This is a genomic window from Peribacillus sp. SRI_006 (genome assembly GCF_057586375.1).
Window position 1 is genome coordinate 34,635 of the sequence record NZ_JBYCZT010000020.1, and the last position, 23,596, is coordinate 58,230.

The window sequence follows — 23,596 nt, forward strand, 5'->3', positions numbered from 1 at the left end:
TATTCCGTTGTCGACAACGCTCAGAATCGGAGGAGATAAGAATGGGTAAAAGCAGTAAATCTAAACGATTTGTACAGCAGGGCAAAGAAAGTGTTGCCAGGCATGCCGAAAAAATCCCTTATCACACTACGTTTGAAGAGGCAGAAAAAGACAGGTTAAGAATTATGTCTGAACAAAGCTATGGTGGCTTCTAATGGGAAACAAATTATTCCAAAAGGCTAGGGAATTTGTTGAAGAAGCTCTCCACTCTGAGCATGACGGTGATCAGCATAAAACAGAGGAATTTGTTGAAGAAGCTCTTCACTCTGAGCATGACGGTGACCAGCATAAGACAGAGGAAATCGCTAAAAACGCTCTTTCATCAGCCTTTGCCAATACGAACGAGGCTGAAAAAGAACAATTGCGAGAACTCCAGCAAGAGCTGGAAAATCACTCTAAATAATGTGAAAGCCTCCAGGGATTCCTGGAGGCTTTCGCTTTGTTTTTCATCAATTGTTATTTCGTGCCTTACCGCCTTTTTCACCGATCTCCTTATAAAAATCTTTACCATGGGAATCAGCAGTGGCTTCCCCGCCCTTTTGTCCAATTTCCTGATAGAATTCCTGATCATGATTATCCGAAGTGGCTTCTCCGCCCTTTTGCCCAATTTCCCGGTAAAAATCCTTGTCGTGACTTTTAGAAGTGGCTTCCCCGCCTTTACGGCCTGCTTCCTGCCTGCTCATTTTTTCGTCGTTAGCCATTTTAATCACTCCTTCATAAGATTTTAAATTGGCGCTACAATATAAGAATTAGCCGTTTTGTACAGGCAATAAACTTATTACGCCGAAATACTTCCTTTTGTAATAGAAGTGTAATGGCCTTGATTTTTCATTAATATCATTCCCTGCGGAAAGTCCCAACAATTCCTGACGTTTCTATGATGTTTGTGAATGCGTGTGGATCCACTTCCTTGATGATCTTTTCAAGGTCATACAGTTCATACCTTGTAATGACAATCAATAACATTTCCTTAGTTTCGTTAGTGAATGCACCTTTTGCGGGAACCCTTGTAATTCCGCGGACCAATTTAGCATGGATTGCCTGTTTAAGCTCTTCGCTTTTCTTTGTAATGATCATTGCCGTAAGCTTTTCATGACGTGTATGTATCGCGTCCACAACACGGGTCGATGTATAAAGGGTAACAAGTGTATACAAAGCTTTTTCCGGTCCATAAACAGCACCTGCCGTTACAATGATCACGCCATTCAGCAGAAATAAATAAGTCCCTACAGGTTTATCCTTCTTCCGTGAAAGAAGCATGGCGATAATATCCATTCCGCCAGTCGATGCACCGTATTTCAAGGTGATCCCCACACCAACTGCAGCTATGACTCCGCCAAATACCGCATTCAATAATATGTCAGGTGACCAGCGTGTAATCGGGATGATTTCCATAAAGAAGGACATCAAGGCAACGCTGAGGAAACTATAAAAAGTGAAAGACTTTCCTACCTTTCGCCAAGCAATGATCGTTACTGGAATGTTCAATAAAAGCAAGAGAATACCTGTCGATACATTAATAGGAGCAAAAGATCCAATCATCCTCGATAGAAGCTGGGCCACTCCGGTAAATCCGCTTGCATATACGTTTGCCGGTATTAGAAAAAAGTTCATTGCGATGGCATTAAGCAATGCCCCGACCACAACTATGATAATTTTCTTCATTTCACCACTGTACATCCTAAAAACCTCCATTTCACCCTTATTCTATTATCTTTTTACCCTTAATTATTTATTCTATTTACGTAGAGATTGAATTTTTACCGTTACGTGCTACACTAAAAAGTAGAGTGACCACTCATTTTCTAAAAATTGTAAAAAGAAAGCAGGTGTATTATGGCTATCACAATTCTTGCAGATAGTGCATGTGATTTGCCGTTGTCTTTCTATAAGGAAAACAATGTTTCATTAATCCCTTTACAAGTCCATCTTGACGGGGAAACTTATGAAGATTTACTTACCATTAATTCTCACGAAGTCTATCAGGCGATGCTTGAAGGAAAAGCCCCGAAAACATCGCAAGCTTCTCCAGAATACTTTATAGAACTTTTCACACAGTTTGCCAAAGAGAAAAAACAAGGGATATATATCGCCTTTTCCTCCGAGTTATCAGGAACATATCAAACGGCAGTCATGATTCTTAATCAGGTGAAGGAAGAGTACCCTTACGTTGACATTGAAATCGTCAATACGAAATGCGCTTCGATGGGCGTCGGTTTAATTGTAAAGAAAGCAGCCGATCTGGCAGCAAACGGTGCCACTAAAGAAGAAATTCTGGCTGCCATAGAATTCCAAACCCGGCATATGGAGCATCTATTCACTGTAGACAACCTTGAATATCTGGCCCGTGGCGGCCGCATCTCCAAGACATCTGCCCTTGTTGGCGGTTTATTAAACATTAAACCGTTATTGCATGTTGAAGATGGGAAGCTTGTTCCGCTTGAAAAGATACGCGGCAAAAAGAAATTGATCAAACGTGTAATCGAATTAATGCACGAAAGAGGCAAAAACTTAACTACCCAAACGATTGCCATCAGTCATGGTGATGATGAAGCAACGGCCCTGGAATGGAAGGAAGCCATCCAAAATGAATTCGGGACAACCGACTTCATGATCCATACAATTGGCTCCGTGATCGGCGCGCATGCCGGCCCTGGCACAATTGCCCTCTTCTTCTTAAACGATACCCCTGAGAAATCATAAACATACATACTCCCTTCCATAATTGTGAACAATATATATTGATTAGATAATGGAAGGGAGTTTTCACTATGTCCAAAACAACCGATGACAATAAAAGGCCAAAAGATAATCAAGCGAGAAATGCTGAAAAAAATATCGCTTATCAGGAAAACCTTACTGCAGGTAAGCACTCCTATTCAAAGAAAACGGACCATAAATGAAGCGCGGGGCTTGTCCCCTCGCTTTTTAATTATCGTTTAGATAGTTGTCTTCCTATCACACTTTCTCTATAATAAAGGAAATAAACCCTGCTGGAGGTAAGTGATGGCAAAGGAAAATTCATTTGATATTGTTTCGAAAGTAGACTTTTCAGAGGTAACGAATGCAGTTACCATGGCTATGAAGGAAATACAGACACGCTATGATTTTAAAGGGAGCATAAGCAGCATCACCATTGATAAAGAAGACTTGGTTTTGGTATCCGACGATGAATATAAGCTCGAACAGCTGAAGGATGTTCTCATCAGTAAACTCATTAAACGTGACGTACCCGTCAAGAACCTGGATTATGGAAAATTGGAAGGAGCTTCTGGCGGGACCGTTCGCCAACGGGCCAAGTTAATTCAAGGCATCGATAAGGAGCAAGCAAAAAAGATCAATACCATCATTAAAAATAGCGGCCTTAAAGTGAAAAGCCAGATCCAGGATGATCAAATCCGGGTTACCGGTAAGAACCGGGATGATTTACAAGGAATCATTTCCGCGATTCGGGGCGCTGATCTGTCCATTGATGTACAATTCTTAAATTACCGCTAATTATGAAGGCCTCACCTGCTTTGGGTGGGCCTTTTTTCATTTGTTTCAACTGCCCCCATCAGCGCTCATCCTCCTCTTTTTCTTATGAATCGCCTTCATGGAACATGGAAAGACTAGTCATGTTCCCTTCAGTTAAAACACATAAACCGAATTTTTATGGGTATTTTTTCCATGTTTTCTTTTTCCTAAAAGAAGGAATAGAAAAAGCGTAGATCATTAAATGGGAGGCGTTTATATCTTGACTACTCAAAACCAAAATCAAAACAAACAAGGATTTCCACCACAACATCAGCAGCATCAACCTGGATTGGAAACAAAAATGGAACCGAACCCTGATTCAGTTAATGCTGCCTACAAAGGAAGCGGCAAATTAAAAGGTAAAACGGCAATCATAACGGGAGGGGACAGCGGAATCGGAAAATCAGTTGCCATTTACTACGCTAAAGAAGGAGCGAATGTGACAGTTGCATACTTGGATGAACACGAGGATGCCAAAGCGACAAAAGAATTGATCGAAAAAGAAGGCCAGAAATGTTTACTCATTTCCGGTGATATCGGTGATGAAGCCTTCTGCCAGGAAGTCGTCAAAAAAACGGTTGATGAATTTGGTGGTTTGGACATTCTAGTCAACAACGCCGGAGAACAGCATGTGCAGACAAGTATCCTGGACATTTCAGCTGAACAATTGGAAAAAACGTTCCGCACGAATATTTTCTCGATGTTCCACTTAACTAAAGCTGCATTGAAGCACCTAAAAAAAGGAAGCAGCATCATTAATACAACCTCTATCACAGCCTATCAGGGCAACCCAAAACTAATCGATTACTCTTCAACTAAAGGTGCAATACTTGCATTTACAAGAGCCCTGTCGAACTCCATTTCAAAAGATGGCATCCGAGTGAATGGTGTTGCGCCTGGACCGATCTGGACACCGCTGATTCCTGCCTCATTCGGCGAAGAGGATGTTGCCAAATTCGGACAGGATACTCCAATGGGCCGTGCAGGTCAGCCTGAGGAATTGGCACCAGCCTATGTATATTTGGCAAGTGATGATTCATCCTATGTCAGCGGACAAGTCATCCATGTAAACGGCGGGACCGTTGTTAACGGATAGGGCATTACCTTTTTTCCAAAAGCAGTGGATTTCATAAATTGAAATCCACTGCTTTTACTCTTTCAGGCAGGATATTTCCGGATAACGCGGAATATATGACTGGGAAGGAGTGGAGTCATTTTTGAAAAATATTGTAGATCCATGGTTCACCGTTCAGGGATTGGACTCAAAAACGTTTGCAATCAGTGAATATGGTCATTGGGAGAAAGTTCATTCCTTTTTATTACTTGGTGAGACCCGGGCTGCGTTAATCGACACAGGATTAGGCATCGATTCGATTAAGCGGATTACAGACCAGCTTACCGATCTTCCGATCATCGTTCTGACCACACAAGTTCATGCGGATCATATTGGCGGTCACGGTGATTATGAAACGATTTATGTTCATGGTGGTGATGCCAATTGGCTGATTAACGGCATTGAAGGTTTGCCCTTGGAACAAATAAGAAAGAACATGGCCCGGGATATCACATTACCCATACCCGATTCATTCAATCCTGATACATACAAGCCATACCAGGGGTACCCCGATAGACTTTTATCGGACGGGGACACGATTGATCTTGGAAACCGAAGTTTAAGCATTTATCATACACCTGGTCATTCGCCTGGCCACATTACAATTTTGGATGATGAAACAGGTTATTTATTTACTGGCGACCTGCTTTATTCAGATACTCCAGTTTATGCCTTTTATCCCTCGACAAGCCCTGAAGTCCTTGTTAATTCGTTAGAAAAAATCGCAAAGATCAAGGCAGTCTCCAAAATCTATGGCGAACCACTAGCCCTCGAACCAAAGATTCTTGAAGAAGTCCTTGCAGCCATTCAATATCTTAAAGAGAATCATTTGGTCAGACACGGAACGGGTGTACATGCATTCAAAAGTTTCAGCCTAGATAAAAAAGGCATTGCTTTTACGCAATGCCCTCTCGTTCAATAAGTCATGGCCATTGCACCTTGCTTGATCGATCTGCAGGAATGCCTTTCCACGAAATGATGTGGAATGATGGTCCCGGCAGGAGCATCTCCAGTCTGCAGCATATGAATGATGCCCTTAGCGGCCTGATATCCCAAATCAAAAATATTAATATCTACGGAGGTCAGAGCTGGTAATGACAGTTCAGAGAAAAGAACGTTATTGAAGCTGACGATAGACATTTCTTCAGGAGTGCGCACGCCCATTTCGCGAAGTGAATGCACGATGCCAAGTGCCATGAGATCATCACTGACCACCAAAGCGGTTGGTGGTTCATCGATGGAAAGTAACCTTTTGGCAGCGGCTTGTCCCCCTTCATGCAAAAAATCTTCATGCAGGGTATATTCCATCCTTCGATCGATTCCAGCCCTCTCCAATGCCCGTTCATATCCTGATAAGCGATCAATGGTCATCATGAGGGATTCATCACCTCCGATGAATCCAACCCTTTCATGTCCTAGCTTTATGAGGTAATCCGTTGCCTGTTCGGCAGCCAAGACATTATCGTTATCAACATATGTTATCTCCCCGATGTAATCATAGGGTTTCCCAATGATCACAAATGGAAAATCCCTTTCCCTCAAATAGGTCAGAATGTGATCGTTCATCCTTGAATACATCAGGATTATTCCATCCACCATCCCCCCCTGCACCATATTCACTACTCCTTCGTAGATTTCATCTTCTGTTTTTCCCGTGCTTAACAACAGGGAATAATGATTTTCCTGAGCTCCCTCACTTAGACCCTGGAGGATCGTAGGAAAAAAGGGATTTTGATAATAATCATTTGACGAACTTGGCATTACCAAGCCAATGATCCTGGTCGATTGATTGGCAAGACTACGTGCAATGAAGTTTGGATGGTATCCTAATTTCGTCATCGCCTTACGTACCCTTACCTTTGTTTTTTCACTTATCCGAGGATTATTTGCAATCACTCGAGAAACTGTTGAAGGAGCAACATTCGCTAGCTGTGCCACATCTTTTATTGTGATGGCCATGCATTTCCCCTCTCCTTTCTTAGCCTTTATTGACTTCATTTAAAAAAAGGTGAATACCAATAAACACTTCTCTAATATTCGTTTTATATTTATACATTTTGTATGTATTCATAATACACTCAGTTCAATAGTTATATCCATACTTTTTTTAATGTTTACTTAATTTTTCAGAAAATACTCACTTTTCCGTTTTTTAACCTAAGTTTAAAATTCAAAAAGAAGCTGATGGATGATCAGCTTCTTGAAAAACGACAGGTCTATTGGAAATTAAGAAGTCAGACGACTAACTACATAGGTTTTAGGCTAATTCCCAATCAAGTCCATAGAATCAATAACGATAAATCCTCGTTTCATATGGACGTAAATCAATAAGGGGCACCTCAGGACAATCCTCATAATTAGCCAGCAAGAGTTCCACTTCCCCCCAATAAGAAAGGTCGATTTGATGGTGATTCATACTAAAGTTACATACTACCATAACTGAATTTTCATTCATACTTCTTGTATAAATATAAAGTTCAGGGTGATCTTCCCATAATAACTCATATTCCCCATAAACAAGGACCTGATGTTTTTTTCGAAGTTCAATCATCTTTTTATAAAAATGATAAATGGATGACGGGTCATTTTTCTGCTGTTCTACATTAATGGCGCGATAATTTGGATTAACCCTCATCCAAGGGGTTCCATGAGTGAATCCGCCATTTTCAAGATCATTCCATTGCATCGGTGTTCGTGAATTATCACGGCCGCTATGCCATATAATGTTCATGATTTCATCATGAGGCCGCCCTTTCGAGGTCTCTATCCTATAAAAGTTTTTCATTCCGACATCATCATAATCATCAATCGAATCAAATTGGACATTTGTCATGCCAATTTCCTGACCTTGATAAATAAAAGGTGTCCCTTGCATGAAAAAGTAAAGGGCCCCAATCATTTTTGCGCTTTCCAACCAATATTGATGATCATTTCCCCAGGTGGATACACATCTCGGCTGATCATGATTTTCAAAAAACAAAGCATTCCATCCTTTGTTTTTCAGCCCCTTTTGCCATTTCGTCATCGTTCGCTTTAACCCTTGAACATCAACAGCGTGATTCTGTCCCCTATTCCATAGACCAAGATGTTCAAATTGAAAGATCATATTGAACTTCCCATTCGATTCCCCGACCCATTCTTCCGCCTGCTCTATCCTGACGCCATTGGCCTCACCGACCGTCATGATATCATACTTAGAGAAAGTCTCTTCTTTCAACTCCTGAAGGTAATCCAGAATCCCGTCCTGATTCGTATGCATTTCAAAAGCAGGTACATACTGATGCCAATAAGGATTGGGCATATCCGGAAGGCCTTCACGCTTATGAATATGCGTGATCGCATCAATCCGGAAGCCATCGATTCCCTTATCGAGCCACCAATTGACCATTTCATATAATGCCTTTCGCACATCAGTGTTTTTCCAGTTTAAGTCCGGCTGCTTTTCGGCAAATAGATGTAAATAGTATTGATTGGTCCTTTCATCGAATTTCCAGGCACTTCCGGAAAAGATGCTTTCCCAATTATTAGGCTCACGGCCATCCTGACCATCCCTCCAAATATACCAATCCCGTTTCGGATTATCGCGGGAAGAACTTGATTCGACGAACCAGGGGTGCTCATCACTTGTATGATTCAAAACAAGGTCGAGTATCACCTTCATCCCACGCCCATGAACATCTTTCAATAACAGATCAATATCTTCGATTGAACCGAATTCATCGGAAACTGCTTGATAATCACTAATATCATAGCCATTATCCGCATTGGGCGATTTATAAAAAGGACAAATCCAAATGACATCTATCCCTAATTCCTGCAGATAGTCGAGCTTTGAAATCAAACCTTTTATGTCTCCGACCCCATCACCATTACTATCCATGAAACTGCGCGGGTAAATTTGATAGCAAACCGCTTCTTTCCACCAGGTCTTATTCATGCTGTAACCTCCCGATCCTGTTTTCCACAAAGCCTTAGGGATAATGTTTGGCGGCTACCGACAATCGAGAGGTATGATTATTTTGGTTGATTCCGTTTTGAACGTTTAATAACCAAAGCAATGAATATACCAAAAATGAGAAGAACCAATCCTATGACTAACAGGTAAGGAATATTAATAATCGACTTAGGTGACAGCGTATAGACTTCTGTCGTCTCCCTGTCGATTACGATAGAGTAGCTGTTGTCCTTACTGCGGACCAGATCCCCATTCAGCATACCTCTCAACTCTTTATTACTTTCAAGTTCCTTATCAGCAAGGTTTATCGTTTGAGTTTCAGTCGTATTGTTCATGGCGACGACGATCGTTTCATCACCATACACACGCTTGAATACCGAAGCTCCGCCTTCTTCATATAAAAGCTCCATATCCCCTTTTACCAATGCTGGGTACATGTCTCTGAGATCAGAAAGCTTTGTTATATATTCCACCAATTCCTGTTCTGTCTTAAAATTCATCAACTTATGATTATCCGGGGCAATATCGCCATTTAAGGCAATTTCCGATCCATAAAATACGATAGGCACCCCTGGCATCGTATAAAGATACGACAGAGCCATTCTCCATCTGGAGCCTGGATTTTCGTTATGATCGGCTGCATCCTTTGTAAAACGGGGCATTTCCTGTGTGTCCATGAACAATGCCTGATGGGCATTGCCCCCTAATTCATCTTCGCTTTTTGCAAACGCATTAAAAACAGGTTTCAATTCCTTATCGGGCGCAGCAAATGCTTCACGTAGCTCAGCATTCTGCGGATAAGCCATAAAAGCATCGATACCCGTCTCCTTGTAGCTTGAGATCAATTTCGCATCACCTTGAACATCGCCGATTGTATAGAAATTTGATTTTTCAGATTTGACTGCATCCACAAATTCCTTCCAAAAATCTTTTGCTACGTATTGGACTTTATTTATACGGTATCCATCAATATCGGTTTCCGTTATCCACCATTTGGCAGCATCAAGTAAATATTTCCTTGTTTCCTCATTATCTTGATTCAAATCGGGAAGACCATCAACCCACCCTGTTTCCAAATCCGTTTGGCTACCGTCCTTGGAAATCTTTTTTTCTTCATGGAACCAATCTTGTTTTTTTGGATCGGTCAGCCACGCGGATTCAGGCCCCACATTATTTGCTTGAAAATCAATGATCACCTTCATATCGCGTTTATGTGCCTCATTCACGAGTTTTTTAAACTCTTCCATGGTCCCATAGTGTTTATCCGTTTTATAAAAATCGGCCACCCAATCGCCATGATAACCATTTGCATCATTAGCGAAAATCGGTGAAAGGATGATAGCGGTATAACCCATATCTTTTAAATAATTCAGTTTCTTCGTGACACCTTCGAAATCCCCGCCATTAAACGTGGAAGGATCATTCACGTTCGCATCTCCATTATTTTGGGTATCCCCATCGAAAAATCTGTCGACCAATAATGAATATACGATTTCATCCTTCCAAGTTCGTTGTTCTTTTTCAGCTGCTCCTACTGGAATGGCGTAAAAAAGAAGCAGCGGAATTAAAGCGAGTGATAACGCTCTTTTTCTCATATCCGTTCTCCTCCTAGCTATCTCTTTACGCCTTTAAGATTAGCCTTTTGACCCCTTAACGTCAAATCCAATTTATAAAAAACTTTACACTTAAGGGACAAACTGGGGATACTGGATATGGTTACTGAATTGGAAAAGAGCCGAACACGGTTAACGTTCTTTTTTTATCTTCTTGACCGCTTTATCCAAAGCCCTTTTTGGTTTTGCTTTTTGAGTGGTCATTTCATCCATGGCTGAATTCATCGGTCCCCATACTTTATTCATTTCCGGAATATTCGGCACGGGTTCGGCGTATTGTAATTGTATGCTTAAGGCTTGTGCCCTTTCATTTTCTTTGATTGCGGCATTGTGTTTAATTGATTTATTAGGTGGGATTTCCCCTGTTAAATCGAAACGCTTCATTGCATTATCATCATTAGTCAAATATTCAACTAACTTCGTAGACCAATAAGGGTGTTTTGTGAATGCTGTTACATGCCAGCCTTTGATTTCCATGAACGTTTTCATTGGCTGACCATTGGGCAATTCTGGCATGGGGGCAATTCCTGTATCCTTTCGCTCGGTAAATGAGTTCCCGTCACTCATGATGGAAGCCAATTTACCTTGTAAAAACAACTTCTCGATTCCTGCCTTGCCGCCTTTAGGAATCAAACCCGCCCTATACCATTTTTGGATGTACCCAGCCCCTTTTATGGAACCCTTATTATTCAAACCAATGTCGGAAGGGTCTAACTTTCCATTCTTATCTTTAAATATATAACCTCCCATTCCAGCCATTACTCCATACGAATCATGGAAATCATTCCACTTGGCATAGTAACCATGCACGTTACGCTTTCTTAATTCCTTCGTCATTTTATAAAGGTCATTCATCGTCTCAGGAGCTTTAGCCATCAATTTTTTATTATAAATGAAGACGGAGGTGGTTACGGACTTTGGCAATCCAAAAACCTTATCTTGATATATCTCCCCCCTAATAGAAGGTTCAATGAATGCATTCAATACCTCATCTTTCACCTTCACTTCCTGAATTAAGCCTTCCTTCACGATTTGCCCGACCTTTTCATGGGAAAAAGTTACGACATCCGGTGCCTTTCCATTTCCGATTGGCCCATCTCGACGAAGTCGTTCATACATCTCGGTAGCCATTTCAAGCTCTTCATGCTCAACTTTGATTCCATATTCATTTTCAAAGGCTTCAATCACCGGCTTTAGGGCCTCCGCTTTACCCTCTTCCTCCCAAATGATCAGTTTTTCCGGCTTCGCTTCATTGCTGGCTTCGTCTTCTTTTTTCTTATTTTCTTTCACTGCTTTATTTTCTAAATCTGAACTGGATCCGCAAGCACTTACACTAACAATCAATAATATGGACATGAACAAATGAAAAATCAGCTTCTTCACTTTCATTCTCCTTTTTGCAATGTTTATTCTATCATGTCCAAAAGCACCAAATAATACTGTTTTTCAGTTCAGTACTTCAAATAAAGCCAACTGATGAAAGCGATACCAAAGCTATTGTTATCATTATATGAACGGCTTTGATTTTTACAACATTTTCCTTGGCGTATTTATTTCCTTGTAGTGATGAACAATTTTTGTTATTTTTTAGTTAATAAGTGCTTCTTTCAATTGAAATTGGGTATATAACCAAAATGAAAAAGCACTTTACCTGGCTTAGTACCACTTCATAGAGACCCTCCTCGTAACAGCCGGAAGTTTCCTTTTTCACAGTCCCAAAACTTATAGAATCGGAGTGGTTTTCATGGAATTTTCATCCATACACCATAGACCTAATGACAATTACGGCTATCCTATCAACACTGAAACCCTACATATCCGCTTACGTACGAAAAAACAAGATATCTCCTCAGTTGGATTGATTTTTGGGGATCCTTACATTTCAAATAATGGTCAATGGCAGTACGAGGAACTTCCCATGAGTCTGTCGGGCAGCGATACCCGTTATGATTATTGGCATATCTATGTGAAGCCTCCCTACCGAAGAATTCGATATGGGTTCAAGGTATCGGCAGAAGAAGAATACTCCATTTACACGGAAAAGGGCTTCTTCAAAGAGCCTCCCCGAGATCCCGGATGCTATTTTGCGATTCCCTATCTCCATCAAAATGAAGTTTTCGGGGCACCGGAATGGGTCAAAGATACAATTTGGTACCAAATTTTCCCTGAACGATTCGCGAACGGAAACCCCGCCAACGACCCCGAAGGTGTCAAACCCTGGGGAAGTGAAGAACCGGCGGTGGATAATTTTTTTGGCGGGGACTTCGAAGGAATCATCGAACATTTGGATTACCTTGAGAATCTTGGCATCAACGGAATTTATTTCACGCCAATCTTCCATGCCTACTCCAATCATAAATACGATACGATTGATTATCGGAGTATCGATCCGCAATTCGGAACGAAGGAAACATTGAAAACACTAATAGCCGAATGCCATAAACGGAATATACGGGTCATGCTGGATGCCGTTTTTAACCATAGCGGCTACTATTTCCCCCCTTTCCAGGATTTACTCGAAAAAGGGGAGAAATCGAAATATAAGGATTGGTTCCACCCTCACAGCTTCCCTCTTAAGGGAGGGGAAAGGCCCAATTATGAAACATTCGGTTTTTTTGAATCGATGCCAAAATTGAATACGGCAAATCCGGAGGTGAAAGAATATCTGCTCGAAGTCTCGGCTTATTGGATCAAGGAGTTCGATATAGACGCCTGGCGGCTCGATGTCGCAAATGAAGTCGATCAGCCATTCTGGCGTGAATTTCGAACAACGGTGAAAAATATAAAGCCTGACCTTTATATTCTTGGGGAAATTTGGCATGACTCCATGCCATGGCTTCGCGGCGATCAGTTCGATGCCGTCATGAATTACCCTTTCACCAACCAAGTCTTTCGCCTGGTCGCCTCACAAACCATCAATGCACGCGAGTTCACTGAAGAAATGACAGCCATCTATCACAGTTATCCTACCAATGTTTTTGACGTGACATTCAACCTTCTTGGAAGCCATGATACACCGCGGATTTTCACGGATTGCGGGGAAGATCTAGCTAGAGCCAAGCTCATTCACGCAATCCTGCTGACATTCAATGGCAGTCCTTGTATTTATTATGGAGATGAAATCGGCTTAACCGGCGGCATGGATCCAGGATGCCGAAAATGCATGGTCTGGGAAGAAGAAAAACAAAACACCGAGCTACTCAATGAAATTAAGGCATTGATCCACTTGCGAAAAGAAGAACGGTTACTTGCCAATGACGGGGAGTTCAAATTCCTTGATACAGCCGGAAACGAAAATATCGTGGCTTACACAAAGTATAATGAAAAACGTTCTGTCGTGATCCTCATCAATCCGACCGATGTCAAGCAATCCTTTACCCTTCCTGTTGATTTGAAAGGACGTACACTAACGGATTTAAGAACGAAGGAAACCACACAAGTTGGCAAATTTGAATTGGATGGTTATCAATATAAAATTCTCGCAATCAATCATTGAGGCAAATGGAAACGGGGCGTTGATAATCATCCGCCCCGTTTTTTTTCACTCGATTATTTGGATATCATATTCTTTGAACCATACATGGGTCTGTGCCAAATGCGCGAGCAATTGTGGCCCTGACATCAATTGGCCGAACCATGGCACTTTAAAAGCCGCACCCTTGGAATCTACTATATCGGTTAGCTTCTGTTTATCGAAAAATTCATGCAGGATCGAATTATTATCCGTCAGTAAGTCTTTCAACCACGCCTGCACACTGTCTGTATATATAGGGTTATGAGTTTTGGGATATGGACTTTTTTTACGATACAATACTTCATCCGGTAATAGCCCCTCCAAAGCCTTCCTAAGAATACCCTTTTCACGGTTGCCTTCCATTTTCATTTCCCAAGGAATGTTCCATGCATATTCAACAAGGCGATGATCGGCAAATGGCACGCGCACCTCTAGACTTGCCCCCATACTCATCCGATCCTTCCGGTCAAGGAGCGTCGTCATGAACCATAATAAATTCACATAGAAAAGCTCTCTCCGCTTTGCCGCTATACCGCTTTCCCCTTCCAATTTAGGCGTTTCGGCAAGGGTGGCCAAATAAGCTTCCTGGGCATATTCCTCCAGCTTCAATTTCTCGCGCCATTCCGTTTTCAATAAAGATACCCGCTCATCCGTTGATCTCATCCATGGAAAACCAGCACGATTCAAATCATCCTCACGGTGAAACCAAGGATAACCTCCAAAAATTTCGTCCGCACATTCGCCGGACAGGCCTACGACAAAATCCCGCTTGATTTCCTTACAAAACCAAAGTAAAGAGGAATCGACATCCGCCATGCCTGGGAGGTCCCTTACAAGGACAGCTTCCGTTAAATAATTTGTCAGCTGCTCTTGAGAGATGACCGATGAATGGTGAACCGTGTTAAAACTATCCGACATCTTTTTAATCCAATACCCATCGGAGTTTGGCTGAAAATCATTTGCCTTGAAATAACGCTCATTATCCTCATAATCAATGGAATACGTATGAAGCTGGCCTTTCCCTTCTTTTTGATAGGCATTTGCAGCAATGGCCGTAATTGCGCTTGAGTCAAGCCCTCCTGATAAGAAGGTACAAAGCGGAACATCAGATACAAGTTGCCGCGTCACTGCATCTTCGACAAGGAAGCGAACCCTCTCGGCCGTCTCATCAAGAGTATCCCGATGTTCTTCGCTTTTCACATTCCAATATCTCCAAATCCGGAGGCCTTTCCTTGATAAAGTAAGCGCATGGGCGGGCCTTAATTCCTGGATATCATGAAATACGCCTGAACCTGGCTTCCGGGATGGACCAACACCAAAAACTTCAGACAACCCTTCGCGGTCAATCTCCGTTTTAACATCCGGATGGGCCAGAATCGCCTTCAGCTCCGATCCGAAAATGAACCCGCCGTCCCTTTCCGCATAAAAGAATGGTTTTACCCCCATGCGATCTCTTCCGACGAATAATTTCTGTTCCTTTTCATCCCAAATCGCAAACGCAAAAATCCCATTGAACAAGTCAATGCATTTTTCTTTCCATTCTATATAAGAAGTTAGCAAAACTTCTGTATCAGAATGACCGTTAAAGGAATATCCTTTTAATAATAGCTGTTTACGAATATCCTCGGTGTTATATAGCTCACCATTATAACAAAGCGTATATCTGCCGTTTTCATGATTTTTCGTCATCGGCTGTTTTCCGCCTTCCGCATCGACAACCGTTAACCGTTTATGACCAAAGGCAACATGGGCTTCGCTCCAAACATTATCTTCGTCAGGCCCCCGCTTTGCCAACGTTTTTGTCATGTTTTCCAGCGTTTTCGTTTTTGTCCGTAAATCTTTTTGAAAATGCACCCAGCCTGTTATCCCACACATTTTACACTTCATCCTTTCTATCCGGACTATCAAAAATATATTGGCTCCCTGTCTTAAAAAGATTTACAGTCCCTAAGTATCGCTCAGCATCATTCCGTAGGGCCACCTGCCAACAACGCCCGGCGTCGTTAATGAATTGTTGAGCAAAGCATCCCGTGTTAAACATAGCCTATGCAAAGACGGAAAGATGGTTATTTGTCCATAATATTTTAAAATATACAGTTATATTTTCATTGGATTTTGACTAAAAAGTAGGTGAGGATTCCACTATTGGAGGTATATGTATGAGTCAGCAACAACGAACTAAGTTAATGAATAGGCAAACAAGAGCTTTTACCGAAGGAACAGTGGAAAATATCAATCAACAATGGATTTTTTTCGATGATGAAACAGATGAGGCCTGCTCCATTGAAGACCACGTTGACAGCATCATCGAAGTATACAGGGGCGGGCGCTGGCAACAAGGAGTAATTGAGGAAGAGGGAAAGATCCTGCTTCATCGGGAAATCACCTTCTTAAGGGAAAATGAGCCCATTCGGATACGCAAAAAACTGCTCTACTCTTTTGAACGTTTATTGGAAGAATTGAACGATGATTCCTTTTTCCAATTTGTAACGACATTGAATTCACTTGATTTTTCTATTTATGATTGTATATATAGCTATAACCAGCTCACTTTTTTAAGGGCCGTCCCAAACCAGTCCGGCGTGAATTTCTTCACCTTTGATAACGAGAGCCAAATTTGTCTCGTTCAGCACCATTTTTCTTACGGGAAAAAGGATCATGATCGTTTTGAATTCACCCTGAACACCGGAAAAAGGATCGTCATTGAGAAAGTGAATTCACAATAACGGGTAAAAAAAAGGGTAAATGAGATTTCCTCATTTACCCGTCTTTAATTCTGTATTAAAAAAAGTCCATTCCTTGTGGCAGTGAAAGTCCTAAATAAAGGACGAATACAAGCGCTACGATGAACAATATCCACATGGCACCTGTGCTTTTTCTTTTTTTCGTACGGACCAGCACCATTTCCATCGCCGCAATCACGATGATTCCAACAATCATTTTTACTGCGTAAGCACCAAAATCAGTGATCAGCATGCCGCCAGTAAGGAAAATCAATAGATAGAACAACCGTGTTATCATATGTAGCATTTTCGCTTTCGGGTTTGCACCTTTAAGCATCGAATATGTGACAAAGAAAAGAATGATTCCGATAACCCAAGCTGTAATATGCATATGTGTCATTTTTTTGCCCCCTCGTTCAGTTTCCATTTCATCATATCATAGGCTTTTACAAAAAAACAAAGCTAAGTATCCACCTGAATGGGTAAAACCAACAATTTAATGAACATCATTTACATTTCTTCTTAACTGGTCCCTACCTGCGCATGACCGGCTTTTTACCATACGTAAAAAAACGCCATATATATTCAACCGGTCCGTATTCATAAAGGCCCATCCACAATAAGGAAAGCAGGATTTGCAGGCAAAACAGGGCTATTAGAAAAACAAATCCTGTCGTATATGAGACTGATCCATATAAACCAAAGCCATATGAATAAAAAATGCCCGTACATACCATCGATTGGAACAAGTAATTGCTCATCGACATCCTTCCGATATACGAAAGCGGATGTAACAGGCGGGAAGCCCCTGCCCGTTCCGCCAAAAGCGTGATTGCCGTGATATAAAAAATCGTAAGTAACGGTCCTCCCAAATAATCCTGGACGAATATCGTTCCAAAATGGTATACCGTCACATATGGCAGCATCTTAATTGACATGCCCAATAGCAAGCTTACGATCGATATCGCTTTCAATTGTCGTTTATATTGGGTTGAATTTTGGAGAAAGCCTTGTTTTGCCACGCCTGCTCCCATTAAAAAAAACGGAAAAATCGATAAAAAAAGGATAATGGCATTTAATGGGTTGTTCACCATATACCAATCCAACGCCCTTTGACTCATCAGTTCCGTAAATGTACCAGATTGATAAACTTCCAAAGACTGTTTCATCATCGCCGAATCAGTCGTGATCGCCATCCCTTCACTATCAAAAGTGCCCATTATAAGAAATAGAGAACCTAATATTGCAAAAGGCAGGACATAACAAACCGAGCCAAGCAGAATTAAATTCCAGCCCTTCATCTTATAAAAAAACAAAAGTGCAAACCCAAATACAGCATAATTAATGAGGATGTCCCCATGCCAGATGAAGAAAGCATGAATACAGCCCAGTATCAGCAGGAAACTTAGCCTTTTGATATATAGTAACGGAAATGAAATACCCTTTTCTTCACTCCTTACTGCCAAAATGATTGCCCCGAAACCGAACAGAAAGGCAAATAACGGATAAAAGCTGGCCTGTGCGACTATATCACTGAATCTGTACAAAATCCCATCCCAGCCTCCTGCCCACCGCTCGGCACCATCTATGTACAAGAGCGGGGAGTGGAAAGAAGGCATATTCACTAAAAATATCCCTAAAATGGCTAATCCACGTAAAATATCGATGCTTACGATCCGTTTACTTTCCTGCAATGGTACCATTGCGCCCTTCATAGGTACACCCTCTTTCATTCATACAGATTAAACCTCTTTTCTATATCTCCATTGCATCACCTTTAACTTTCGTGACCGCTTTGTGCTTTTTTATCAGTATGACAAACAAGCTGCCCAATAAGCAAAAGATTCCTGCAAGGAAGAATGCCCATGTATAGGAGTTGAATATTTTGAAGATAAGCCCTCCACCGTACGCCGCCACTGCTGCACCCACCTGATGGGCCGCGAATATCCACCCGTATACGATCCCGCTTTTCTCCATGCCAAATACTTGCCTTGAAATGCTTATGGTCGGAGGAACGGTCGCTATCCAATCCAAGCCATAGAAAACGGAAAAGATAATCAATAGACCGATAGAACCTTCATTTAATGCAAAAGGAAGTAATACGAGGGAAGCACCCCTTAGAGCGTAATACCAAAACAACAGCCAACGGTTATCAAAACGATCTGATAGCCATCCGGATACAGTCGTACCAATCAAATCAAAGATTCCCATGAAAGATAGCAGAGATGCTGCCGTCACAACCGGTAAACCAAAACTAATGCAGTAAGAAATGAAATGTGTCCCGATCAACCCGCTCGTTGAAAGTCCGCATATAAAAAAGCTACCTGCCAATAACCAGAATTCCTTCACTCTCACTGCTTCAATCAACGACTGAAAAGCCATGGCGATGGGATTCTTATTTTGGACTATAACAGTCTCCTGCTTTTCCTCTTCCAATCCATATGGAAGAGTCCCGACTTCCTTCGGATTGTTTTTCATGAATAAAAGGATGATTGCCAGCATGATCAAGCTAAGGAACAAAATTAATCCAATCGCCCATCTCCATGAATAATTCTCAATGATGATGGCTAAAACCGGAAGCAAAATGAGCTGGCCCGTGGCCGTACTTGCCGTCAGTATCCCGACCGCCAGCCCCCGCCTCTTCTCGAACCAACGATTTGCCACATATGGGCTCAATACCGTTAAAAACACTCCAGAACCCAATCCAATGATAATTCCCCAAATTAAAATGAGCTGCCACTCATGCTGCATGAAAAAAGTGAGGAGAATCCCTGCCAATAAAGTGGACATGGCCGATACCATCATTTTCTTCAATCCAAGCACTTCAATTAGTGCGGCCATGAATGGACCCGATAATCCATAAAGAAAAAGACTTATGGCAAAGGCTAAAGAAATGACGGACCGGTCCCACCCGAACTCATTTTCAAATGGTACGATGAATACTCCCGATGATGACCTAACGATTCCGGCTACAATAATCGAGAAGAATGTTATGATTAAAATGACCCAGCTATAATGAATACGTTTCAATGATCTCCCCCACAATCCAAAACTGTTAAAATCAACATAATGAAAAAAGAAAAATTATAATAATTTGAAATATTTTATAATAGTAACACTTTATCGTTAAACAAGAAGCTTTTTTTCAAAACAAATTCCAGTGTTCCTGATTGACCTTCCCTTATCCAACAATGGCTTGAGTTAGCGGCTTACATATCAGTGTCCACCTCGATCCTCCTTTCATCAGGATCGATATCTGCATAGCTTAATATGAAACCGAATTTAAACGGCAACAAAAAAAAATGCTGTTCATTTCTGAACAGCGTTAGCGAGCTTCAATTAACGAATCTGCCTGTTTTCCCCTTAGATTCCCAATAATCATTACGGAGATGGATTTTTTGTATTTTCCCCGATGCCGTTTTTGGAAGCTCATCGACGAACGACACACTGGTAACTGATTTAAAGTGAGCTAATTTTTCCCGTGTGAAGGCCTTTATATCATCCACCGTTAATTCCACGCCCATTTTTGGCACGATGAAGGCATGCGGTGTCTCTCCCCACTTTTCATGCGGAACGGCAATGACCGCCGCTTCAAGAATGTCCGGATGTTCGTAGAGTATTCCTTCCACTTCTATTGAAGAGATATTTTCTCCGCCACTAATGATTATATCCTTTTTGCGGTCTACTATATCCACATTCCCGTTTTCATCGATTGTGGCCATATCCCCTGTATGCAGCCATCCATTTATCAGTGTCTGGCTGGTCGCTTCTTCATTTTTCCAATAACCTAACATCACTCCATGGCTGCGGACGATAAGCTCGCCGATATCCACGCCATCATGGGCAACTTCCCCACCATCGTCATGGATAACCTTTACCTCACTGCCTATGATGGGATATCCGGCTTTCGCCTTCATTCTGTATTTTTCTTTTTCCGGAAGATCATCGAATTCAGAACGAATCAGCGATATCAGACTGACAGGTGTTGATTCTGTCATTCCGTAAATTTGAATGAACTCCCAGCCTAACTCTTTTTCCACCCTTGTAACGAATGCAGGAGGCGGAGCTGAGCCTGCAACGACGATTCGGATATCCTGCTCGATATTCGGGACATTCCGCTCATAATATTGGAACAGTGAATTCAGAACCGTCGGTGCCATATGCATGATGGAAACCTTATGCTTTTGCAGTGCATTAAATATCATTTCTGGGCTGGTTTTCCTCAAACAAACTTGAGTGGCACCATTTGCCGTATAATAAAATGGCGCCCCCCACCCATTCACGTGGAACATCGGCAGTACGTGCAAATATGTATCGCGGTCATTGACCCTGAAATGATGCATCGCACCCAGGGCATGTAAATAGTTGTTGCGGTGAGTCAGCATCACCCCTTTGGGATTTCCTGTGGTCCCACTCGTATAAAGAAGGCTCGAAACATCATTTTCATCTACTGACTCCCGGTTAAAACACTTGTTATCATAACGTTCCAGCCAATGGCTGTAATCGGTTTCATTTATCTCCTCATCCTTATAATGAACGATTATGTGCTCCACCGATTCAAGTTTGTCCTTGACAGGGGAAATTAGATGATACAATTCCTGATCTACGAAAAGGACCTTGGACTCGCTATGGTTCAAAATGAAAACATAATCTGCAGGCTTCAAACGGATATTTAAGGGAACGATTACAGCACCAAGTTGAAATACCCCATAAAAGCCTTCAAGCATTTCAATTGAGTTAGGTGCCAAATATGCCACCTTATCACCCTTTTTGACACCGATATCCCTTAAGCCATTTGAAAGCTGGTTTACACGGCCATTCAGCTCTAAGTATGTTAAAACCTTGTCATCTCCAATGATGGCTTTCTTATCTCCATATAGTAAGGCTGCTCGATCTAAGAAATGCGATAATACTAATGGTACATTCATTTCCTCACCTCTATCTTTATTTGAAAATTCTGAATTAGCATTATATTACCATATCTGTTACCAACATTCCAATAATATAAAGCTGTTGTTATATAACAATATATTAATAGGCAAATGAATCACATCAATCATTAGTCAACATACAATACAGTGAAACTCCCTTCAGTGATAGGCTCATGGCCTGAAATTCATGGGGAAACCAGAATAAAAAAAGGGTGATTTTCTTGCCGGCCATAGTAGGAATCGTTCAAGTCATCAACGTCGGTAGCAGTGGAATTGTCCATATTGGTGACGTCTTTAAAATTAGTCCATATTCCACATCAAAAACGTTTGCAGGTGCTGGCTCTTTCAATACAGGTGAATCCATATCCCTCTATAATGCCTATAGCACCACGAATACAAATGATACTGATGGTGTCGATCAGCCACTGGTCCTAAATCTCTAATGTTTTTAAGAAAGGAGTCAGCATGATCTTCAATATTCACCAGACCATACAAATCAATATGATAAAAATTGAAAGCATCGCCAATTCATCCGTTTTTCAAATAGGAAGTGCCGGAGTGATTAAACCATATTCCACATTAGCCAATACCGGTGGATTCACAGAGCCTGCTCCCCAACTTGAAGCTGATGTAACCCCATTACCCAGTTTCGTCCCATTTACATCCTCCTAGTTCATAGGCATTCACCTACATCCAACTTTTTCATATACTGTCATATATGAAATTAACATATTGTGAAGGTGAGGTGTTGAATCGTGAATCAGGATCTATATTCATATTCCATACAAATGCAGCGTTATCTTGAAGCCCAGGATAAACGGATCATGAAACTTGAACACGAACTCAAACGCCTGACAGATGAACTTGCCGAGCTGAAAAATAAACCGCCAATCCATGTTGATAAAATTGAATATAAATTCGATCAGTTAAAGGTCGAATCTTTGGATGGAACATTGAATATCGGTTTAAATCCAACTGACCTTAACAACATAGATGAATTTGCCGTCAACAACCAACCTGTTCAGCCTGCCCCTAACCTATTTCCAGGCAGGGAAATCGTCGTCCAGGAAATTCACAACAATATCCTTTCAGACTTGGAAAATATGATCACCGATGCTGAAAACCAACTGAAAACATCATTGGAACCCTCATATCATGACTTCATTAAGCAAGATGTCGAACGCCAGCTCCATCAACGCATCAATATGTATTTCGATAACCTTTCTTACGCGGAACGCGCTCCGCAGCAAAGGGAGAATATCAAGGAAAAGATCAGGGAAAAGGTGAAATCCGATATTCAAACTGCATTATTACAATTCATTACCCATTCACAAGCCGAGACAGGAGGAAATCCAAATGGAGTTTAATGTAACCAATCATCAGCTTTGTGTAGGAGATATCAAAATTACCGGTGTAGCAAGCTCTGCTTTATTTCTCATTGGGGATGTACAAACGGTCCAACTATCCTCAGCATTCGATACCCCGCCGGAGTCTCTGATCATCGGGCCATTCGTACCGCTTACTCCAGAAGGGTAAAAAAACATGTTTTCAAGAATATCAAAAGTAAAATCTATATTTTCCGACACGGTATCTTTCAGCTCCTCCATGCAAATCGGGGATACCTCATATATTGACGGGAATTCCCTGGCTTTAGCCGTTCAAATGAAAAGTGAAACTTTCGACTCAGTCGATATTCATTTCGAAGACTATGACATTTTTAAGAAACCATTTTATATCCCAAGGTTGAATGAACCAGTCATATCAAGTTTTTCAAATCCGAATCCCTTCATACGGGTCGGCAATATCAATATAATCGGGGTATCAGCCTCATCTGTGGTTGGTGTGGGGAACGTAGGCCATGCACGTATGGAATCAAGAGTGAAGCATATTCGGGTGGTGCCTAAAGAAAACGAAGAGACGCCAATCGAGGATTCAACCAACAACACTTAAACTTTTAAAGGAGGGGTTCATATGCCCGCCATTATCGGCCCGGTTCAAGTATTTAATGTCGCTCAAGGAAACCTGTTATTCGGTGATTGCGCCGTCATTTCCCCTAAGTCTTCCTCCAAATCGGTTAACGGATCCGGCTCAGGGAACACGGCTGCAATCGTTTTTACGGCCAATGGTCTGAACGGTAGCAATGTCCTTGATGTCAATGGGGTCGACCAGCCCATTACGGGGAATAATTAGT

Annotated in this window: 26 protein-coding genes; 15 read left to right on the top strand and 11 right to left on the bottom strand. The window is 41.6% G+C overall.

The window, feature by feature from the left end:
- Positions 1-41 precede the first annotated feature (41 nt).
- Together AC2YHV_RS23970 and AC2YHV_RS23975 are read left to right on the top strand one after the other, a co-directional pair.
- Entirely contained in the window at positions 42-194 is a 153-nt protein-coding gene (locus tag AC2YHV_RS23970) for a hypothetical protein (RefSeq protein WP_164468789.1), read from the top strand.
- A complete protein-coding gene (locus tag AC2YHV_RS23975) occupies positions 194-442 on the top strand; it encodes a DUF3813 domain-containing protein (RefSeq protein ID WP_057275840.1) in 249 nt (82 codons plus the stop codon). Before AC2YHV_RS23970 ends, AC2YHV_RS23975 begins: the two co-directional genes overlap by 1 nt.
- Before the next feature lie 46 nt (positions 443-488).
- On the opposite strand, the gene AC2YHV_RS23980 is transcribed toward AC2YHV_RS23975, so the two are convergent.
- The gene (locus AC2YHV_RS23980) at positions 489-740 is read right to left on the bottom strand and encodes a KGG domain-containing protein (RefSeq protein ID WP_487374337.1); all 252 of its coding nucleotides are present in this window, start codon (positions 738-740) and stop codon (positions 489-491) included.
- Between the two features lie 136 nt (positions 741-876).
- Positions 877-1,719: a YitT family protein gene (locus tag AC2YHV_RS23985; RefSeq protein ID WP_034314573.1), complete on the bottom strand. Its 843-nt coding sequence runs from the start codon at positions 1,717-1,719 to the stop codon at positions 877-879.
- Positions 1,720-1,875: 156 nt separating this feature from the next.
- Here AC2YHV_RS23985 and AC2YHV_RS23990 point away from each other — a divergent pair, with 156 nt between their 5' ends.
- From AC2YHV_RS23990 to AC2YHV_RS24010, 5 genes are all read left to right on the top strand, one after another.
- Positions 1,876-2,742, top strand: coding sequence for a DegV family protein (locus tag AC2YHV_RS23990; protein WP_487374338.1), 867 nt, complete (start codon positions 1,876-1,878; stop codon positions 2,740-2,742).
- A gap of 68 nt (positions 2,743-2,810) precedes the next feature.
- Positions 2,811-2,942, top strand: coding sequence for a DUF3941 domain-containing protein (locus AC2YHV_RS23995; RefSeq protein WP_082196697.1), 132 nt, complete (start codon positions 2,811-2,813; stop codon positions 2,940-2,942).
- A gap of 103 nt (positions 2,943-3,045) precedes the next feature.
- Positions 3,046-3,537 carry a YajQ family cyclic di-GMP-binding protein gene (locus AC2YHV_RS24000; RefSeq protein ID WP_034314577.1) on the top strand — a complete coding sequence of 164 codons (492 nt, stop codon included), beginning with the start codon at positions 3,046-3,048 and terminating at the stop codon, positions 3,535-3,537.
- A 238-nt stretch (positions 3,538-3,775) separates the two neighbouring features.
- Positions 3,776-4,651 (top strand): SDR family oxidoreductase, encoded by an 876-nt coding sequence (locus AC2YHV_RS24005; protein WP_372464620.1) that lies wholly within the window; start codon positions 3,776-3,778, stop codon positions 4,649-4,651.
- Between the two features lie 121 nt (positions 4,652-4,772).
- Positions 4,773-5,591 (top strand): MBL fold metallo-hydrolase, encoded by an 819-nt coding sequence (locus AC2YHV_RS24010; protein ID WP_487374339.1) that lies wholly within the window; start codon positions 4,773-4,775, stop codon positions 5,589-5,591.
- On the opposite strand, the gene AC2YHV_RS24015 is transcribed toward AC2YHV_RS24010, so the two are convergent.
- From AC2YHV_RS24015 to AC2YHV_RS24030, 4 genes are all read right to left on the bottom strand, one after another.
- Complete coding sequence (locus tag AC2YHV_RS24015) at positions 5,585-6,628, bottom strand: LacI family DNA-binding transcriptional regulator (RefSeq protein ID WP_057275834.1); 1,044 nt, start codon at positions 6,626-6,628, stop codon at positions 5,585-5,587. The two genes, AC2YHV_RS24010 and AC2YHV_RS24015, sit on opposite strands and share 7 nt — an antisense overlap.
- 328 nt (positions 6,629-6,956) lie before the next feature.
- A complete protein-coding gene (locus AC2YHV_RS24020; RefSeq protein WP_487374340.1) occupies positions 6,957-8,606 on the bottom strand; it encodes a glycoside hydrolase family 13 protein in 1,650 nt (549 codons plus the stop codon).
- Positions 8,607-8,683: 77 nt separating this feature from the next.
- Entirely contained in the window at positions 8,684-10,219 is a 1,536-nt protein-coding gene (locus AC2YHV_RS24025; RefSeq protein ID WP_057275832.1) for an alpha-amylase family glycosyl hydrolase, read from the bottom strand.
- Between the two features lie 150 nt (positions 10,220-10,369).
- On the bottom strand, positions 10,370-11,626 hold the full coding sequence (locus AC2YHV_RS24030) for an extracellular solute-binding protein (RefSeq protein ID WP_230136699.1): 1,257 nt from the start codon (positions 11,624-11,626) through the stop codon (positions 10,370-10,372).
- Positions 11,627-11,981: 355 nt separating this feature from the next.
- Here AC2YHV_RS24030 and AC2YHV_RS24035 point away from each other — a divergent pair, with 355 nt between their 5' ends.
- Positions 11,982-13,733, top strand: coding sequence for a glycoside hydrolase family 13 protein (locus tag AC2YHV_RS24035; RefSeq protein ID WP_487374341.1), 1,752 nt, complete (start codon positions 11,982-11,984; stop codon positions 13,731-13,733).
- 45 nt (positions 13,734-13,778) lie between these two features.
- Here AC2YHV_RS24035 and asnB read toward each other — a convergent pair whose 3' ends face one another.
- A complete protein-coding gene (gene asnB / locus AC2YHV_RS24040; protein ID WP_487374342.1) occupies positions 13,779-15,626 on the bottom strand; it encodes an asparagine synthase (glutamine-hydrolyzing) in 1,848 nt (615 codons plus the stop codon).
- 284 nt (positions 15,627-15,910) lie between these two features.
- Here asnB and AC2YHV_RS24045 point away from each other — a divergent pair, with 284 nt between their 5' ends.
- Positions 15,911-16,477 carry a DUF2777 domain-containing protein gene (locus AC2YHV_RS24045; RefSeq protein WP_020018810.1) on the top strand — a complete coding sequence of 189 codons (567 nt, stop codon included), beginning with the start codon at positions 15,911-15,913 and terminating at the stop codon, positions 16,475-16,477.
- Between the two features lie 55 nt (positions 16,478-16,532).
- Here the strand turns inward: AC2YHV_RS24045 and AC2YHV_RS24050 are convergent, their stop codons facing one another.
- The 4 genes from AC2YHV_RS24050 to AC2YHV_RS24065 all read right to left on the bottom strand — a co-directional run bounded on the left by AC2YHV_RS24050 (position 16,533) and on the right by AC2YHV_RS24065 (position 21,402).
- Entirely contained in the window at positions 16,533-16,874 is a 342-nt protein-coding gene (locus AC2YHV_RS24050) for a YisL family protein (protein ID WP_048686864.1), read from the bottom strand.
- Positions 16,875-17,007: 133 nt separating this feature from the next.
- Positions 17,008-18,189 (bottom strand): DUF418 domain-containing protein, encoded by a 1,182-nt coding sequence (locus AC2YHV_RS24055; protein WP_487374343.1) that lies wholly within the window; start codon positions 18,187-18,189, stop codon positions 17,008-17,010.
- Positions 18,190-18,229: 40 nt separating this feature from the next.
- Positions 18,230-19,504 carry an MFS transporter gene (locus AC2YHV_RS24060; RefSeq protein WP_098864167.1) on the bottom strand — a complete coding sequence of 425 codons (1,275 nt, stop codon included), beginning with the start codon at positions 19,502-19,504 and terminating at the stop codon, positions 18,230-18,232.
- A gap of 305 nt (positions 19,505-19,809) precedes the next feature.
- The gene (locus AC2YHV_RS24065) at positions 19,810-21,402 is read right to left on the bottom strand and encodes a long-chain-fatty-acid--CoA ligase (RefSeq protein ID WP_487374344.1); all 1,593 of its coding nucleotides are present in this window, start codon (positions 21,400-21,402) and stop codon (positions 19,810-19,812) included.
- Between the two features lie 224 nt (positions 21,403-21,626).
- On the opposite strand from AC2YHV_RS24065, the gene AC2YHV_RS24070 reads away from it, so the two are divergent.
- The 6 genes from AC2YHV_RS24070 to AC2YHV_RS24095 all read left to right on the top strand — a co-directional run bounded on the left by AC2YHV_RS24070 (position 21,627) and on the right by AC2YHV_RS24095 (position 23,595).
- Positions 21,627-21,848 carry a spore germination protein gene (locus AC2YHV_RS24070; RefSeq protein ID WP_034315507.1) on the top strand — a complete coding sequence of 74 codons (222 nt, stop codon included), beginning with the start codon at positions 21,627-21,629 and terminating at the stop codon, positions 21,846-21,848.
- A gap of 22 nt (positions 21,849-21,870) precedes the next feature.
- A complete protein-coding gene (locus AC2YHV_RS24075) occupies positions 21,871-22,077 on the top strand; it encodes a spore germination protein GerPB (RefSeq protein WP_063577090.1) in 207 nt (68 codons plus the stop codon).
- 83 nt (positions 22,078-22,160) lie between these two features.
- Positions 22,161-22,772: a spore germination protein GerPC gene (gene gerPC / locus AC2YHV_RS24080; RefSeq protein WP_487374345.1), complete on the top strand. Its 612-nt coding sequence runs from the start codon at positions 22,161-22,163 to the stop codon at positions 22,770-22,772.
- Positions 22,762-22,941: a hypothetical protein gene (locus tag AC2YHV_RS24085; RefSeq protein ID WP_063577092.1), complete on the top strand. Its 180-nt coding sequence runs from the start codon at positions 22,762-22,764 to the stop codon at positions 22,939-22,941. The genes gerPC and AC2YHV_RS24085 overlap by 11 nt, the downstream gene beginning before the upstream one ends.
- A gap of 6 nt (positions 22,942-22,947) precedes the next feature.
- Complete coding sequence (locus AC2YHV_RS24090) at positions 22,948-23,355, top strand: spore germination protein GerPE (RefSeq protein ID WP_283930150.1); 408 nt, start codon at positions 22,948-22,950, stop codon at positions 23,353-23,355.
- 21 nt (positions 23,356-23,376) lie between these two features.
- Positions 23,377-23,595 carry a spore germination protein gene (locus AC2YHV_RS24095; RefSeq protein WP_063577094.1) on the top strand — a complete coding sequence of 73 codons (219 nt, stop codon included), beginning with the start codon at positions 23,377-23,379 and terminating at the stop codon, positions 23,593-23,595.
- Position 23,596: the final 1 nt, after the last annotated feature.